General features: G+C 69.9%; 15 protein-coding genes. 9 read left to right on the forward strand and 6 right to left on the reverse strand.

The genetic code is table 11. The annotated features are described in order from the left end of the window. Positions 1–14 precede the first annotated feature (14 nt). The 4 genes from RMT89_RS26340 (at position 15) to RMT89_RS26355 (ending at position 3,536) form a co-directional block, all read left to right on the forward strand. Positions 15–932, forward strand: coding sequence for a F0F1 ATP synthase subunit gamma (locus tag RMT89_RS26340; protein ID WP_315886263.1), 918 nt, complete (start codon positions 15–17; stop codon positions 930–932). Beyond that, positions 932–2,368: a F0F1 ATP synthase subunit beta gene (atpD, locus tag RMT89_RS26345; protein ID WP_315886264.1), complete on the forward strand. Its 1,437-nt coding sequence runs from the start codon at positions 932–934 to the stop codon at positions 2,366–2,368. The genes RMT89_RS26340 and atpD overlap by 1 nt, the downstream gene beginning before the upstream one ends. Before the next feature lie 193 nt (positions 2,369–2,561). After that, positions 2,562–2,936 (forward strand): F0F1 ATP synthase subunit epsilon, encoded by a 375-nt coding sequence (locus RMT89_RS26350; protein WP_315886265.1) that lies wholly within the window; start codon positions 2,562–2,564, stop codon positions 2,934–2,936. 153 nt (positions 2,937–3,089) lie between these two features. Then, the gene (locus RMT89_RS26355) at positions 3,090–3,536 is read left to right on the forward strand and encodes a DUF2550 domain-containing protein (protein ID WP_315886266.1); all 447 of its coding nucleotides are present in this window, start codon (positions 3,090–3,092) and stop codon (positions 3,534–3,536) included. Positions 3,537–3,544: 8 nt separating this feature from the next. Here the strand turns inward: RMT89_RS26355 and RMT89_RS26360 are convergent, their stop codons facing one another. The 3 genes from RMT89_RS26360 to RMT89_RS26370 all read right to left on the reverse strand — a co-directional run bounded on the left by RMT89_RS26360 (position 3,545) and on the right by RMT89_RS26370 (position 7,331). Further along, positions 3,545–5,374, reverse strand: coding sequence for a glycoside hydrolase family 18 chitinase (locus tag RMT89_RS26360; RefSeq protein ID WP_315886267.1), 1,830 nt, complete (start codon positions 5,372–5,374; stop codon positions 3,545–3,547). A 125-nt stretch (positions 5,375–5,499) separates the two neighbouring features. Next, a complete protein-coding gene (locus tag RMT89_RS26365) occupies positions 5,500–6,141 on the reverse strand; it encodes a response regulator transcription factor (RefSeq protein WP_315886268.1) in 642 nt (213 codons plus the stop codon). Then, positions 6,138–7,331: a histidine kinase gene (locus RMT89_RS26370; protein ID WP_315886269.1), complete on the reverse strand. Its 1,194-nt coding sequence runs from the start codon at positions 7,329–7,331 to the stop codon at positions 6,138–6,140. Before RMT89_RS26370 ends, RMT89_RS26365 begins: the two co-directional genes overlap by 4 nt. A 151-nt stretch (positions 7,332–7,482) precedes the next feature. Between RMT89_RS26370 and RMT89_RS26375 the strand changes: the two genes are divergently transcribed. Then, positions 7,483–8,100: a hypothetical protein gene (locus RMT89_RS26375; RefSeq protein ID WP_315886270.1), complete on the forward strand. Its 618-nt coding sequence runs from the start codon at positions 7,483–7,485 to the stop codon at positions 8,098–8,100. On the opposite strand, the gene RMT89_RS26380 is transcribed toward RMT89_RS26375, so the two are convergent. Further along, entirely contained in the window at positions 8,017–8,604 is a 588-nt protein-coding gene (locus tag RMT89_RS26380; protein ID WP_315886271.1) for a cob(I)yrinic acid a,c-diamide adenosyltransferase, read from the reverse strand. The genes RMT89_RS26375 and RMT89_RS26380 overlap by 84 nt on opposite strands. Positions 8,605–8,782: 178 nt before the next feature. On the opposite strand from RMT89_RS26380, the gene RMT89_RS26385 reads away from it, so the two are divergent. The 3 genes from RMT89_RS26385 (at position 8,783) to RMT89_RS26395 (ending at position 12,907) form a co-directional block, all read left to right on the forward strand. Then, positions 8,783–9,631 (forward strand): 3-hydroxyacyl-CoA dehydrogenase family protein, encoded by an 849-nt coding sequence (locus RMT89_RS26385; RefSeq protein ID WP_315886272.1) that lies wholly within the window; start codon positions 8,783–8,785, stop codon positions 9,629–9,631. A 149-nt stretch (positions 9,632–9,780) separates the two neighbouring features. Next, positions 9,781–10,104, forward strand: a complete 324-nt coding sequence (locus RMT89_RS26390; protein WP_007499006.1) for an STAS domain-containing protein — start codon at positions 9,781–9,783, stop codon at positions 10,102–10,104. 253 nt (positions 10,105–10,357) lie between these two features. After that, entirely contained in the window at positions 10,358–12,907 is a 2,550-nt protein-coding gene (locus RMT89_RS26395) for an ATP-binding protein (RefSeq protein WP_315886273.1), read from the forward strand. 69 nt (positions 12,908–12,976) lie between these two features. Here the strand turns inward: RMT89_RS26395 and nucS are convergent, their stop codons facing one another. Beyond that, complete coding sequence (nucS, locus tag RMT89_RS26400; protein WP_315886274.1) at positions 12,977–13,648, reverse strand: endonuclease NucS; 672 nt, start codon at positions 13,646–13,648, stop codon at positions 12,977–12,979. Positions 13,649–13,946: 298 nt separating this feature from the next. Here nucS and RMT89_RS26405 point away from each other — a divergent pair, with 298 nt between their 5' ends. Next, the gene (locus tag RMT89_RS26405; RefSeq protein ID WP_315886275.1) at positions 13,947–14,339 is read left to right on the forward strand and encodes an SCO5389 family protein; all 393 of its coding nucleotides are present in this window, start codon (positions 13,947–13,949) and stop codon (positions 14,337–14,339) included. An 82-nt stretch (positions 14,340–14,421) separates the two neighbouring features. On the opposite strand, the gene RMT89_RS26410 is transcribed toward RMT89_RS26405, so the two are convergent. Beyond that, positions 14,422–15,450: an LLM class flavin-dependent oxidoreductase gene (locus RMT89_RS26410; RefSeq protein WP_315886276.1), complete on the reverse strand. Its 1,029-nt coding sequence runs from the start codon at positions 15,448–15,450 to the stop codon at positions 14,422–14,424. Between the last annotated feature and the right edge of the window lie 159 nt (positions 15,451–15,609).

The following is a 15,609-nucleotide window of genomic DNA, read 5'->3' on the forward strand; positions in this document are numbered from 1 at the left end:
AAGGGACCTGACTCATGGGAGCCCAGCTCCGGGTCTACAAGCGTCGCATCCGATCCGTCACCGCGACCAAGAAGATCACCAAGGCGATGGAGATGATCGCCGCCTCGCGCGTCGTCAAGGCGCAGCGCAAGGTGGCGGCGTCCACGCCGTACGCGCAGGAACTGACCCGCGCGGTCACGGCGGTCGGCACGGGGTCGAACACCAAGCACCCGCTGACCACGCAGGCCGAGACGGTCACCCGGTCCGCGGTACTGCTGCTGACCAGCGACCGTGGCCTCGCCGGTGCCTTCAACTCCAACGCCATCAAGGCGGCGGAGCAGCTGACCGAGCGCCTTGAGCGCGAGGGCAAGCAGGTCGACACGTACATCGTCGGACGGCGCGGGCTCGCCCACTACAACTTCCGTGAGCGCAAGGTCTCGGAGTCGTGGACGGGCTTCACCGACGAGCCGACGTACGCGGACGCCAAGAAGGTCGCGGCACCGCTCATCGAGGCCATCGAGAAGGACACGGCCGACGGCGGCGTGGACGAGCTCCACATCGTCTTCACCGAGTTCGTCTCGATGATGACGCAGACGGCGCTCGGCGACCGTCTGCTGCCCCTCAGCCTCGAAGAGGTCGCGAAGGAGGCGGCGCCGAAGGGCGAGATCCTTCCGCTGTACGACTTCGAGCCCTCGGCGGAGGACGTCCTCGACGCCCTGCTGCCGCGCTATGTGGAGAGCCGTATCTACAACGCGCTCCTCCAGTCGGCCGCCTCCAAGCACGCCGCCACGCGGCGCGCGATGAAGTCGGCCACCGACAACGCCGGAGATCTCATCGAGAACCTCTCCCGGCTTGCCAACGCGGCCCGCCAGGCCGAAATCACCCAGGAAATCAGCGAGATCGTCGGTGGCTCTGCAGCACTGGCCGACGCGACCGCGGGGAGTGACAGGTAATGACGACGACAGTTGAGACGGCCGCTGCCACGGGCCGCGTCGCCCGGGTCATCGGCCCGGTCGTCGACGTGGAGTTCCCCGTCGACGCAATGCCCGAGATCTACAACGCCCTTCACGTCGAGGTGGCCGACCCGGCCAACGCCGGCGAGAAGAAGACCCTGACCCTGGAGGTCGCCCAGCACCTGGGTGACGGCCTGGTCCGGACGATCTCCATGCAGCCCACCGACGGCCTGGTCCGCCAGTCCGCGGTCACCGACACCGGCGCGGGCATCACCGTCCCGGTCGGTGACTTTACCAAGGGCAAGGTGTTCAACACCCTCGGTGAGGTGCTGAACGTCGACGAGTCCTACGACGGCGAGCGCTGGTCCATCCACCGCAAGGCGCCGAACTTCGACGAGCTTGAGTCGAAGACCGAGATGTTCGAGACCGGCGTCAAGGTCATCGACCTGCTGACCCCGTACGTCAAGGGCGGCAAGATCGGTCTGTTCGGGGGTGCCGGCGTCGGCAAGACGGTGCTCATCCAGGAGATGATCTACCGCGTCGCCAACAACCACGACGGTGTGTCGGTGTTCGCCGGTGTCGGTGAGCGCACCCGTGAGGGCAACGACCTCATCGACGAGATGAGCGAGTCGGGCGTCATCGACAAGACCGCGCTGGTCTTCGGTCAGATGGACGAGCCCCCGGGCACCCGTCTGCGCGTGGCCCTGGCCGGTCTGACCATGGCGGAGTACTTCCGCGATGTGCAGAAGCAGGACGTGCTGTTCTTCATCGACAACATCTTCCGCTTCACCCAGGCCGGTTCCGAGGTGTCGACCCTGCTCGGCCGGATGCCCTCCGCGGTGGGTTACCAGCCGAACCTGGCCGACGAGATGGGTCTCCTCCAGGAGCGCATCACCTCGACCCGTGGTCACTCGATCACCTCGATGCAGGCGATCTACGTCCCCGCGGACGACCTGACCGACCCGGCCCCGGCCACCACCTTCGCCCACCTCGACGCGACGACGGTTCTGTCCCGTCCGATCTCCGAGAAGGGCATCTACCCGGCCGTGGACCCGCTGGACTCCACGTCCCGCATCCTGGACCCGCGCTACATCGCGCAGGACCACTACGACGCCGCCATGCGCGTCAAGACGATCCTTCAGAAGTACAAGGACCTCCAGGACATCATCGCGATCCTCGGTATCGACGAGCTGGGCGAGGAGGACAAGCTCGTTGTCCACCGTGCCCGTCGCGTGGAGCGCTTCCTGTCCCAGAACACCCACGTCGCCAAGCAGTTCACCGGCGTGGACGGTTCGGACGTGTCCCTCGACGAGTCGATCGCGGCGTTCAACGCGATCTGCGACGGCGAGTACGACCACTTCCCGGAGCAGGCGTTCTTCATGTGCGGTGGTCTCGACGACCTGAAGAAGGCCGCCAAGGAGCTGGGCGTCTCCTGAGCCTCGTGCTCATGAGGAGGGGGCGGGGCACGTCCCGCCCCCTCCTTCACGCCCACGCTGCATTGCCTGGGGGCCAACCCCCAGACCCCCGGCCGAGTCCTGGGGCGGGGCCCGACACTTTGGTGCTCGGCGCCCCACTAGACTTGTACCTAACACCCGGCAGTAGAGCCGGGTGGTGACCCGAGGAGCCACCTTGGCTGCTGAGCTGCACGTCGCGCTGGTCGCGGCCGACCGAGAGGTCTGGTCCGGCGAGGCCACCCTGGTCGTCGCGCGCACCACGTCCGGCGACATCGGCGTCATGCCCGGTCACCAGCCGCTGCTCGGTGTGCTGGAGTCGGGCCCGGTGACCATCCGTACGAGTGAAGGCAAGACGGTCGTCGCCGCGGTGCACGGCGGTTTTATCTCGTTCGCGGACAACAAGCTGTCGCTGCTGGCCGAGATCGCCGAGCTGTCGGACGAGATCGACGTCCAGCGCGCGGAGCGCGAGCTGGAGCGCGCGAAGGCGGAAGGTGACGCCGCCGCCGAGCGGCGCGCCGATGTCCGCCTGCGTGCCGCGGCGGCCCGCTGAACCACCAGCGGGATCGCGCCACGCGATGACGTCACTCAGCCGCGGCTGGGACCGGAGCGATCCGGTGCCGGTCGCGGCTGAGGCAGATATGGCTGTTTTTTCCGTTCCGTTACCTGATCTGAAGGTACCTAGGAGACGAGGAGGTCGGTGTCGATGGTCCTCGCTCTGACTGTGTGCGGAATCGTCGTAGCCCTCGTGGTGCTGGGGCTGTTCGTCTTCGGGCTGCGCCGCAGACTCATCCAGCGCTCCGGCGGCACCTTCGACTGCAGTCTGCGCTGGGACACCCCGGAGAAGACCGACACCAGCGGCAAGGGCTGGAGCTACGGCGTCGCCCGCTACAACGGCGACCGCATCGAGTGGTACCGCGTCTTCTCCTACGCCTATCGCCCGCGCCGCGTCCTGGAGCGCGCCGCGATCGAGGTCGCGGGACGCCGGCTGCCCGAGGGCGAGGAGGAGCTGGCGCTGCTCTCCGACGCCGTCATCCTCACCTGTCTGCACCGGGGCACGCGTCTGGAACTCGCCATGAGCGAAGACGCGCTGACCGGTTTTCTCGCGTGGCTTGAGGCAGCCCCGCCCGGTCAGCGCGTCAATGTCGCGTAGCTGATCTTTTAGTTCAGGCCGGTGTTGATCGCGCTCACCAGCTCACCGTTGCTGGTGTCGCCGCTGAACTCCCAGAAGAACGCGCCGCCCAGGCCCTGGTTCTTGGCCCAGCTCATCTTGGTGGCGATCGTCGCGGGAGTGTCGTACGACCACCAGTTGGTGCCGCAGTGGGCGTACGCGGTGCCGCCGACCGTGCCGGTGGCCGGGCAGGAGTTCTTGAGCACCTTGTAGTCCTCGATGCCCGCCTCGTAGGTGCCGGTCGCCGGGCCGGTGGCCGTGCCGCCGGGGGCGGACTGGGTGACGCCGGTCCAGCCGCGGCCGTAGAAGCCGATGCCGAGCAGGAGCTTGGCGGCCGGGACGCCCTTGGCCTTGAGCTTGGCGATGGCGTCGGCGGAGTTGAAGCCCGCCTTCGGGATGCCGGAGTACGAGGTGAGCGGGGAGTGCGGGGCGGTGGGGCCGGTCTTGTCCCAGGCGCCGAAGTAGTCGTACGTCATCACGTTGTACCAGTCGAGGTACTGTGCGGCGCCGCCGTAGTCGGCCGCGTCGATCTTGCCGCCGCTGGAGGCGTCCGCGGTGATCGCCGCCGTGATCAGGTAGTTGGAGCCGAACTCGGCACGAAGGGCCTGAGAGAGGTTCTTGAAGGCCGCCGGGCCCGAGGTGTCACAGGTGAGACCGCAGGCGTTCGGGTACTCCCAGTCGATGTCGATGCCGTCGAAGACATCGGCCCAGCGCGGGTCCTCCACGACCGCCTTGCAGGAGGCGGCGAAGGCGGCAGGGTTGGCCGCGGCCTGGCCGAAGCCGCCGGAGTAGGTCCAGCCGCCGAACGAGTACAGCACCTTGATGTTCGGGTACTTGGCCTTCAGCTGACGCAGCTGGTTGAAGTTGCCGCGCAGGGGCTGGTCCCAGGTGTCGGCGACGCCGCTGACGGACTGGTCGGCGGTGTAGGCCTTGTCGTAGGCGGCGTAGGTGTCGTCGACCGTGCACTGGCCGTTCTTGACGTTGCCGAACGCGTAGTTGATGTGGGTGATCTTCGATGCCGAGCCGGAGGTCACCAGGTTCTTGACGTTGTAGTTGCGACCGTAGACGCCCCACTCGGTGAAGTAGCCGAGGTTGACCTTGGAGCCTGGCTGAGGGCCTGGGTCGGTGGAGCCGCCGGTGGTGCGGACCGCGACGGAGCCGCTGACCGGGCCGGTCTGGTCGGCGGTGTCCCGGGCCTGCACGGTGTACGAGTAGTCGGTGCCGGCGGTCAGACCGCTGTCCGTGTACGTCGTACCGGTGACGGTGGCGACCTTGGTGCCGCCGCGCAGGACGTCGTAGTTCTTGATGCCCTTGTCGTCGGTGGCCGCGCTCCAGGCGAGCTTCACCGAGGTGTTGGTGATGTCGGAGGCGGTCGGGGTGCCCGGCGCGGAGGGTGCCGCGTCGCCGGGGACGGTGCCGCCGCCGTCACAACTGCCGCCGTTGAGCTTGCAGTTGGCCGGGGAGCCGGAGCCGGTGCCGTTGAAGCCGAAGGAGACGGAGGCGCCGGGGGCGAGGGTGCCGTTCCAGGACTTGTTCTTGGCGGTCCAGTGGGTGCCGGAGGAGGTGACGTCGGCGTCCCAGGCGGAGCCGACCGAGGTGCCGGAGGGGAAGTCCCACTCGACGGTCCAGGAGGTGATGGTCGTGGTGCCGGTGTTCTTCACCGTCCACTTGCCCTCGAAGCCGGTGCCCCAGTCCTGGGGCTTGGAGTAGGTGGCGGTGGCCTCGGTGGCCGCCTGCGCGGGGCTGGCGAGCCCGACCAGGCCGGCGAAGGGGAGCAACAGGGTCGCGAACCCTGCCGCGGCTCTGTGTCTGAAGCGCATGCTGCGCCTCCCTGTCTGGGTTAGGGGTGAATGGGCGCGCTGAGCCTTCACGCCCACAGTGCCGCGAGAATAGAAAGGTCTGGACCACAGGTCAATAGGTCCAGACCAGTTCGCGACAGACGTCCTTACATCCCCAACTCCTGGGCCAGAACCGCCGCTTGCACCCGGCTGCGCAGCTCGAGCTTCCCCAGCAACCGGCTGACGTGCGTCTTCACCGTCGCCTCCGCCATGTCGAGCCGGTGCGCGATGTCCGCGTTGGACAGGCCCTCGCCCAGACACGACAGCACCTCGCGCTCACGCCGGGTCAGCGATTCGAGCACGGCCGGATCGGCCTTCGACTCCCGTACGGGTTTGGCGGCGAACTCGGCGATCAGCCGCCGGGTGACCGCGGGGGCGACGATCCCCTCACCGCGCGCGACCGTCCGTACGGCCTCCAGCAGATCGCGGGCGTCGGTGTTCTTCAGCAGAAACCCGGACGCCCCGGCCCTGAGCGCCCCGAAGACATACTCGTCGAGGTCGAAGGTGGTCAGCACGAGCACATCCGCGAGCCCCTCCTCGACGACCTTCCGCGTCGCCGACACCCCGTCAAGACGCGGCATCTGTACGTCCATCAGCACCAGGTCGGGCCGTAGCTCCCGGGCCAGTTCCACCGCCTGCTCACCGTCCGCCGCCTCGCCGACCACCTCGATGTCGGGCGCGCTGCGCAGAATGAGGACCAGCCCCGCACGGACGGCGGACTGGTCCTCGGCGACGAGGACGCGGATCATGCTGGGTCTCCTTGCGCGATGTCGGTCACTGGAAGCGTGGCGTGCACGGCCCAGATCTTGCCGTCCGGAGAGTCCTCGGGCGCCGCCTCGAAGCTGCCCCTGAGCAGCGCGGCGCGTTCCCGCATCCCGACCAGACCGGCGCCGGACCCGGGGGCGCGCGGTCCGTCGCGGTCGCCGTAGGGGCTGGTGACCCGGACGTCGAGGACGCCGTCGCGCCGGGCGAGGGTCACCGTGACCCGGCCGGGGGAGGCGTGCTTGAGGGCGTTGGTGAGGGACTCCTGGACGATGCGGTAGGCGGCGAGTTCGACGGGGGCGGGAAGTTTCGCATGCTCGGCGTCGAGGGTGACGTCCAGGCCGTTGGTGCGGGCGCCCTCCACGAGCGCGCCGAGTCCGTCGAGCGTGGGGGCCGCCGCCGGCTCCAGGTCGCCGCTGCTGTCGCGCAGGATGCCGATGAGCCGGCGCATCTCGGCGAGCCCCTCGACGCTGTTCTCGCGGATGACTTCGAGGGCGTCCCTGGAGGTCTTCGGGTCGTCGAGGGAGAGCGCGGCGGTGGAGTGGATGGCGATGGCGGACAGATGGTTGGCGACCATGTCGTGCAGTTCGCGGGCCATCCGGGCGCGTTCGGCGGTGACCGCCTGAGCGCGGTCCATCTCGGCGAGCAGCGCGGTCTGTTCGGCACGCAGACGGGCGGCCTCGGCGGCCTCGCGGTGGTTGCGGACGATCCAGCCGGTGCAGGCGGGCCCGAGCGCGATCGCCCCGACGCCGACGCCGATCAGCATCGCCTCCGGGACCTGCCAGACCGCCCACGGCACCACCACCCCGGCCACCGTGAGCAGCCCGGTGATCCAGGGGATGCGCCGGGCGGCGGCGGGGCTGCCGTACAGGACGGCCGCGTAGACGAGGTCCGTGAACATCACGATCGTGATGACGTTGCCCCGGGTGACGGTGTCGAGGGCCAGCGCGAGCATGCCGATGAACAGTCCGGTGCGCGGCAGCGTCCGGCGCAGCAGCTCGCAGCCCGCCGTGACCGTGAGCGGGACCAGCGCCGCCCAGTCGGGTGACCACAGGACGAGTGCGTCCTCGGTGCGCCTGGGGAAGAGCTGCAGGGCCCACAGCAGCACACCGCCAAGCAGCCCGGACAGCGCGACGTACACGTCGAACCGGTGCGGGCGGGGGAGCGGGACGGCCATCACTCCATCCAACACGGCACGCGCCGCGCCTGCCTCATTCCTCGGAAAGGTCCCGGGCTGCATCTTTCGATGTACCGCCGGTTCGTCATCGCCGACGACGAAAGCGGCGTCCCGCGCCGGGAGCCTGGAAGGTGACCGAGAGGAGCGTGTCGTGATCGTCGGACTGATCATCGCCTGTGAGGTCGGCTTCTGGGTGCTGCTGGCGCTGGGCCTGGCCGTCCGCTATCTGCTGAACTGGCGCAGGACCAGCGTGGTGCTGCTGCTGTGCGAGCCGGTGCTGGAGCTGGTCCTGTTCGTCGCCACGGCGATCGACCTGAGAAACGGCGCGGAACCGAGCTGGGAGCACGGACTGGCGGCGCTCTACATCGGCTACACCGTCGCGTTCGGCCACTACACGATCCGCTGGCTCGACGGCCACGCAGCCCACCGCCTGGCCGGCGCCCCGCGCCCGCCGAAGCCGCCGCGCTACGGCCGGGGCCGCGCCCGCCATGAGGCGAAGCTGTGGCTGCGCGCGGTGTTCGGGGGAGCGGTGGCCCTGGCCCTGCTCCAGTCCGCGGTCTGGTACGTCGGCGACGAGGGAGACGTCAGCTCCCTGCGCTCCTTCCAGTGGGTGGCGCTCCGCACCATCGGCATCTACGGCCTGATCGCCCTCTCCTGCACGGTCTGGCCCCGCAAGGAGCCCGCGTCAGCGCTCCCCGCCCGGAACCCAGAGCACGTCACCGACGCCGATGTTGGCGGTCCGCGCCAGAATGAAGAGCAGGTCCGATAGCCGGTTGAGGTAGGTCGCGGTGAGCGGGTTCATACCGCCATCTTTTCCTTGGGCCCCATGGACCTCCATCGCGGCCCACGTCGAGCGCTCTGCCCGGCGTACGACCGTGCAGGCCTGGTGGAGCAGGGCCGCGCCCGGGGTGCCGCCCGGGAGGATGAAGGACCGCAGCTTCTCCAGCCGCTCGTTGAAGCGGTCGCAGTCCGCCTCCAGCTTGTCGATGTAGAACTGCTCGACCCTCAGCGGCGGGAACTCCGGCTTCTCCACCACCGGCGTCGACAGGTCCGCGCCCACGTCGAACAAGTCGTTCTGCACACGGGTGAGGACCTTCACGACCTCCTCGTCGAGGCCGCCCAGCGCGATCGCCGTACCGATCACGGCGTTCGCCTCATTGGCGTCGGCATAGGCCGAGATCCGCAGATCGGTCTTGGCGACCCGGCTCATGTCGCCGAGGGCGGTGGTGCCCTGGTCGCCGGTCCTGGTGTAGATACGCGTCAGATTGACCATGGGGCCAGCCTAGTTTCAGGCGCTCAACTACGCCGTACGGGGCGTGGAATGACCCGTGCCGGTGTGATGTCCGTCAGATGAGACGTGACTCGCGTTACTAACCGGTCACACACCGCCTCACGCCCGCTAGGGTCCGGCCGAGAGGCAACGTAAACAGCGTGTAATGGGGAGTCGCACAGTGGCACGGAAGCTTGCCGTCATCGGCGCCGGCTTGATGGGTTCCGGGATCGCCCAGGTCTCCGCGCAGGCGGGCTGGGACGTCGTTCTGCGCGACGTCACCGACGAAGCTCTGAAGCGTGGCACCGACGGCATCAAGGCCTCGTACGACAAGTTCGTGAGCAAGGGCCGGATGGAGGCGCACGACGCCGACGCCGCCCTCGGCCGGATCACCGCCACCACCGACCTGGACGCCGTCGCCGACGCCGACATCGTCGTCGAGGCCGTCTTCGAGAAGCTGGAGGTCAAGCACGAGATCTTCCGGGCGCTCGACAAGGTCGTGCGCGACGACGCCGTGCTCGCCTCCAACACCTCCGCCATCCCGATCACCAAGATCGCGGCGGTGACCGAGCGCCCCGAGCGCGTGGTCGGCACCCACTTCTTCTCGCCGGTCCCGATGATGCAGCTGTGCGAGCTGGTCCGCGGCTACAAGACCAGTGACGAAACCCTCGCCACCGCGCGGGAGTTCGCCGAGTCCGTCGGCAAGACCTGCATCGTCGTCAACCGGGATGTGGCCGGCTTCGTCACCACCCGGCTCATCTCGGCGCTGGTCGTCGAGGCCGCCAAGCTCTACGAGTCGGGCGTCGCGACCGCCGAGGACATCGACCTCGCCTGCAAGCTGGGCTTCGGCCACGCCATGGGCCCGCTCGCCACGGCGGACCTCACCGGCGTCGACATCCTGCTGCACGCCACCAGCAACATCTACACCGAGTCCCAGGACGAGAAGTTCGCTCCGCCGGAGCTGATGCGCCGGATGGTTGACGCCGGTGACATCGGGCGCAAGAGCGGGCAGGGCTTCTACAAGCACTGAAACCGCACACGCCCCAGGAGTATCACTCTCCGGGGTGAATTCGGTATCGGTTCGCTTACAGACGGCAACCTCTGACCGCTTCGGGCCGTCAGAGGTTGCATCACCGGACACACATCGCGGAGCACGAGACGCACGCTTAGGGGAGCGCTATGCACATCAGGGGCGACCACGCCGAGCTGGTCGTCGGGGGCCGCCTCGACGTCCGCAGCGCGGCGGACGCCCGTACGGTCCTGCACTCGGCCGTCGACGACGGAGTCGGCGATCTGGTGCTCGACCTGTCCGAGCTGGACTCCTGGGACGCCACCGGTCTGGGAGTGATCATGGGAGCGCACCGGCGTGCCGGGCGCTGCGGCCGACGGCTGGTGCTGCGTGATGTACCGCCGCAGATGCAGCGCCTGCTGGTGGCCACCAGGCTGCACCGCATCCTCGCCATCGAGGGCGGCATCGGCGTGGAGTCACTACCGCGCGTGTGACGACGCGCACGGGTGGGGAGCGGCGGCCGGACGTTCCGGTCGTGAAGCGCACGTCGCGCACAATCCTCACGAACCTGTGACGTCTCGGACGGCGCGGTACCCCGGCCTGTCGTAGATACTGTGCGAAGGTTTAGGGTTCGGTCGCCCGCTGCGTGACAACCCTTCGAGCGGGCCCGGACCAGAAGCGACAGCGCGGTGTGCAGCAAGGCCGGGAGGGGCTTCGGCACACGACGCTTTTGGGGGCTTGAAACCTATGGACCCGAACAACCGGGGACCCGAGGAGTACGGCCACGACGACGACGCAAACGCGCCGCGTCAGCGCCCGCCCAGGGACCCCCTCACACCCGACTTCGGACAGCACACGCCCGCACTGGCCCGTACCGTCCAGCTTGTCTCGGGCGACTTCCTGCTCACCGTCAATCCGGTCGACGGCAGTGAGATCGAGGCCTGCCCGCCCGGCGAACGGCCGACCCGGCCCGCGAAGCTCACCGCGGCCGCCCGCGCCGAGGCCGACCGCGCGGCCAGGCCACCGGTGCCGCCCGGACCACCGCAGCCGGAACTGCCCCTGCTGGCCCGCCAGGAGGAGCGCGAACGGCTCGTACGACTGCTCGCGCGCGGTCGTTCCGTGCGCCTGACCGGCCCCGCCGGATCAGGCCGCACCAGCCTCCTCGACGTCGTCGCCGAGGACTGCGCGGATCTCGCCCCCGACGGGGTCGTCCGCCTGAGCGGCTACCACCGCACGGCGAGCGATCTGCTGTACGACCTTCTCCACGCCGTCTACGACGCACCCCTGTACCGCCCGGACCGGGACGAACTGCTCGCCTGCGTCCGTGAGATCGGCGCGGTCGTCGTCCTCGACGACATCGAGATCGGCGGCGCCGCCCTCGACGAACTGCTCGACGCCACGCCCGAGTGCGCGTTCCTGATCGCGGCCACCCCCGAGGTGCCCGCGCCGTCCGCGGACTCCGCGCTCGAAGAGATCTTCCTCGGCGGCCTGGAGCGCGCCGCGGGTCTGGACCTGCTGGAGCGGGCCGTCGGCCGTGCGCTGACCGAGGACGAGGCCAACTGGGCCGGCGACCTCTGGTTCGAGTCCGAGGGCCTGCCCCTGCGGTTCGTCCAGGCGGGCGCCCTGCTGCGCCAGCGCGACCAACTGCGGGCCGGGGCCGGTGCCGTCGACGAGTACGGCGTCTTCGAGGACGCGCTGCCCGTCGACGCGCCCTTCGATGTGCCCTTCGACGCCGAGGACGGCGTCGAGATACCGCTGCCGGCGCTCGGTGAGGCGGCCGCGCCCGCCCCGCTGCTCGCCTCCCGGCTCAGTGCCTCCGCCCGTGCCGCCCTGCGCATCGCTGTCGCGCTCGGCGGTGAGATGCCGGATCAGGCCCATCTGCCGGCCCTGGTCGACGACACCCACGCGGACGCCGCCCTCGGCGAGCTGGCCGCGTGCGGTCTGGTCTCGCCGGTCGGCGCCCGCTACCGCCTCGCGGCGGGAGTACGCACCCAGCTCGCCGCCGCCGGATACGCCGACGGTGTCGAGGCCGGTGCCCTGGCCGCCGCCCAGCACTACGCCTGGTGGGCCGGGCACCCCTCGGTCACCCCGGAGCGGGTGTGCGAGCAGGCGGACGCTTTGCTCGCGTCCTTGAGCGTGCTGGCACCCGCCACCGCCCCGCCCGCCGAGGAGGGGGAGCAGAGCCCGGCGATCCTGCTCGCCCGCACCGCCGCGCCCGCGTTCGCCGCGGGGCTGCACTGGAGCGCCTGGGAGCGGGTGCTCAGGGCCGGTGCGGAGGCCGCGCGGCTCGCCGGGGGCGTGAGTGAACAGGCCTACTTCCACCATGAGTTGGGCATCCTCGCGCTCTGCGGCGGACAGTACGACCGGGCGCGTGCCGAGTTGGAGGCATCCATCGGCCTGCGCGGCGCCCTCGCGGACAAGCGGGGCACCGTCGCGGGTCGCCGCGCCCTGGCGCTGGTCGCCGATCGCACCGGGGACACGCCCGGTGTCGGCATCGTGGCGGCAGGCGCCGGCGCGACGGCGGGGGACGAGGTGTCGGGCGCCCGCTACGAGGAGTCGCAGTCGCCACCCGGCGGCATCCCGGCGGCGTTCCCGCCCCTGCAGCAGCCCCCGAGCGACCCGGCGCTCGTCATTCACCGCAGCTCGGCTCCGGGTCCGTCACGCAAGGCCCGGGGCGGTCTGAAGGGCCTCGCCAAGCGGAACCTCGTGGCGGCGGGCGCGGGGGCGCTGCTGGTGGCCGTCCTCGGCACCGTGGTGACTCTCGGCGCCACCTCCGACGGCGAGACCGGCAACCCGTCCGACCAGGTGGGTGTCAACCCGTCGGCCAGCCAGGGTGCCGGTGACGACAGCCTCGGCGCGGACACGGCGGACGACGGCGAGGGCTCGGGCGACACGGGCACGGCGACGAGCCGGCCGACGGATCCGGGGCCGGACGGCTCGTACGGCACGTCGGACGATCCGACGCCCACGGAGACGGCGGAGCCGTCGGACGATCCGAGCGGCACGGACGGACCGGGCAGCAGCCCGACCAAGACCCCGACGAAGCCGCCGAGTTCGTCGTCGAAGCCGCCGACGTCGAAGCCGCCGACGTCCTCGACACCGACGCCGACGCCGACCGAGACGTCTCCGACCCCGACCCCGACTCCGACCGAGACCGAGCCGTCCACGACACCTTCCACCTCCGACTCGGCCAGTGGCCCCGCCACGTCCAGCGCCCCCGCGGAGACAAGCAGCTCCGCGAGCGCGCCGGAGAGCAGTGAGGCGGGCAGCCCCAGCAGTTCGGCCGAGGTGATCTGAGGCACCGCACGGCACACGAGGGCCGGGTCCTTTTGCAGGACCCGGCCCTCGTCGTCGTAGAACCGCCGGTCAGAACAACCGCAGCTTGTCGTCCTCGGTGCCCCGGAGCGCGTCGTAGTCGAGGACCGCGCAGCCGATTCCGCGGTCCGTCGCGAGGACTCTGGCCTGGGGCTTGATCTCCTGGGCCGCGAAGATGCCCTTCACCGGCGCCAGGTGGGGGTCGCGGTTCAGGAGCTCCAGATAGCGCGTCAGTTGTTCCACGCCGTCGATCTCGCCCCGGCGCTTGATCTCCACCGCGACGGTTCGGCCGTCGGCGTCGCGGCACAGGATGTCCACCGGGCCGATGGCCGTCATGTACTCGCGCCGGATCAAGGTGTAGCCCTCGCCCAGCGTTTCGATGCGGTCGGCGAGGAGTTCCTGAAGGTGTGCTTCCACGCCGTCCTTGATCAGGCCGGGATCGACGCCCAGTTCGTGCGAGGAGTCATGGAGGATCTCCTCCATCGTGATGATGAGCTTCTCGCCCGCCTTGTTGGTGACGGTCCAGACGCCGTCCTCCTCGCCTGTGCCCTCCTTCAACGAGCACGGCGGAGACATCCAGTTCAGGGGCTTGTAGGCCCGGTCGTCCGCGTGGATGGACACACTGCCGTCCGCCTTCACCAGGATCAGACGGGGTGCGGACGGAAGGTGGGCGGTGAGCCGGCCCGCGTAGTCGACGGAGCATCGGGCAATGACGAGACGCATGGTCGGCAACGCTACTCGACGGGCCGGTGTGCACGCGATTCGCCCACCCGTCTCCCACCGCCGCCCTCAACCGAGGCCCTGCGGGCCGCCCCATTTGATCTGGAAGACCCCTGTTCGGTATTGGCCGATTGTGTGCCTACTGAGAGTTGTCCATGTACGCATTCTTCTGGTGCCGTCACGGCCGGTTGCCTACGGTGGTAAACGGGAGGTCGCGGACCGTGCACGCAGCGTGTTCGGGACGTGAATTCCCGTCCCTGTCCGGCAACCCCTGTTGTTCGGGGGTGCGAGAGGAGAACTCATGTCGCTCGACGTCTCACCGGCCCTACTGGAACAGGCCGAGCGAGGCGAGGTCGACGAAGCCGCCTTCGTCGACTGCGTCCGGACCTCCCTGCCCTACGCATGGGAGATGATCAGCTCCCTGGTGGCTCAGCTGAAGGTCGACGGTGGAGAGTTCGCCGACAACCAGACGCCCCCGCCGGGCGAGCAGGCGCGTGGCCAGCTGCTGCGTGCGCTTGCGAGTGACGCGATACGCGGCGCGCTGCAGCGGCACTTCGGTGTGCGGCTGGCCTTCCAGAACTGCCACCGGGTGGCGGTGTTCCCGTTGGACTCCTCGGTCGACGAGACGCTGGCCCGCTTCACCTCGGTGCGCAACCAGCTGTTGAACCAGTCGCCGGAGCTCCGGGACTGCTGACCCGAGAGCCGTTCGCTTGCCGCTCCGTACGCGGGAGGTGCATTCAGTACCGGGCGGCAAGCCTCCGGCCGGGCAGGCCCGTTCAGCCGAGGTGCGGGAGCACCTCGGCACCCAGCCGCCGTACGTTCTCCTCCGTGGCGGCCAGGTCGCCGGAGCCCTCGACGAGCAGGGCGAAGCGGGAGATGCCGGTCCGCTCGCTGGTCGCCGCCAGCCGGTCGGCGCACAGCCGCGGGGTGCCCACGGGGTGCAGCCCGCAGAGCAGTTCGGTGTAGGCCAGCGGGTCCCGCATCGCGCGATGACGGCCGTCCACCGTCACATGCGCTTCCAGGCCCTGCTTCAGCCAGCCCGGCATCGCCTTCAGCAGGGTCTCCGCCGCGTCCGTGCGCCGGTCGGCGATCTGGCAGACGCCGGCCGAGACATGGCCCGCCGCCCGGATCTCCTCCGGCGTCCGTCCGGCCGCGCGCGCGTGCTCCCGCCACAGGGCGACCATCTCCGCCTTCTCCTCGTCGCCCACATGCATCCCGAGCAGCATCGGCAGCCCGCGCTCGGCCGCGAGCCGCACGCTGGCGGGCGACGTACAGGCGAGGACGACCTCGGGTCCGGGCCCGCCCGACAGGGACTCCGCGGGGCGCGGGACGACAGGGACCTCGCGGAAGGTGTAGCGCTCGCCCGAGGCCGCGACCGACGGTTCGCGCAGCCAGCGCACCAGCAGATCGAGTGATTCCGGGAACCCCGTCTCGTAGGCGTCCAGACCCGAGCCGAAGACCTCCAGGTCGACCCAGGGCCCACCGCGCCCGACGCCCAGCGAGAAGCGCCCGCCGCTCGTCAGATGCAGCAGCGCGGCCTGTTCACCCAGGGCCACCGGGTGGGCGGTGGGCAGCACGCTGACGGCGGTGCCGACCTGGATCCGGCGGGTGCGGCCGAGCAGTAACGCGGCCAGGGTGATCGCCGACGGACAGGTGCCGTAGGGCACGAAGTGGTGCTCGGCCAGCCAGACCGAGTCCAGACCCGCCTCCTCCGCGACCTCGGCCGAGCGGACCGCGCGGTGCAGCGCCTCCCCCTGGCCCTGCCCCGGGAACTGGGCCGCCAACACGAAACTTCCAACGCGCATTGCCTTTTCCTGCTTCCTTGGCTCCGACGCGGAGCTCCCCCACTCGGCATAACCGTCTGACACGTGCCGAGGACACGGCTTGACGGAGGGATTTGCGGATTGTCTGCAGAATGAGGCGCCGCGGAAGGGGACTTGTGACGATTGGTGGCCTACGCGTAC

Origin of the sequence: Streptomyces sp. P17, from assembly GCF_032436805.1 — a bacterium.
In the GTDB taxonomy this organism is placed as follows: domain Bacteria; phylum Actinomycetota; class Actinomycetes; order Streptomycetales; family Streptomycetaceae; genus Streptomyces.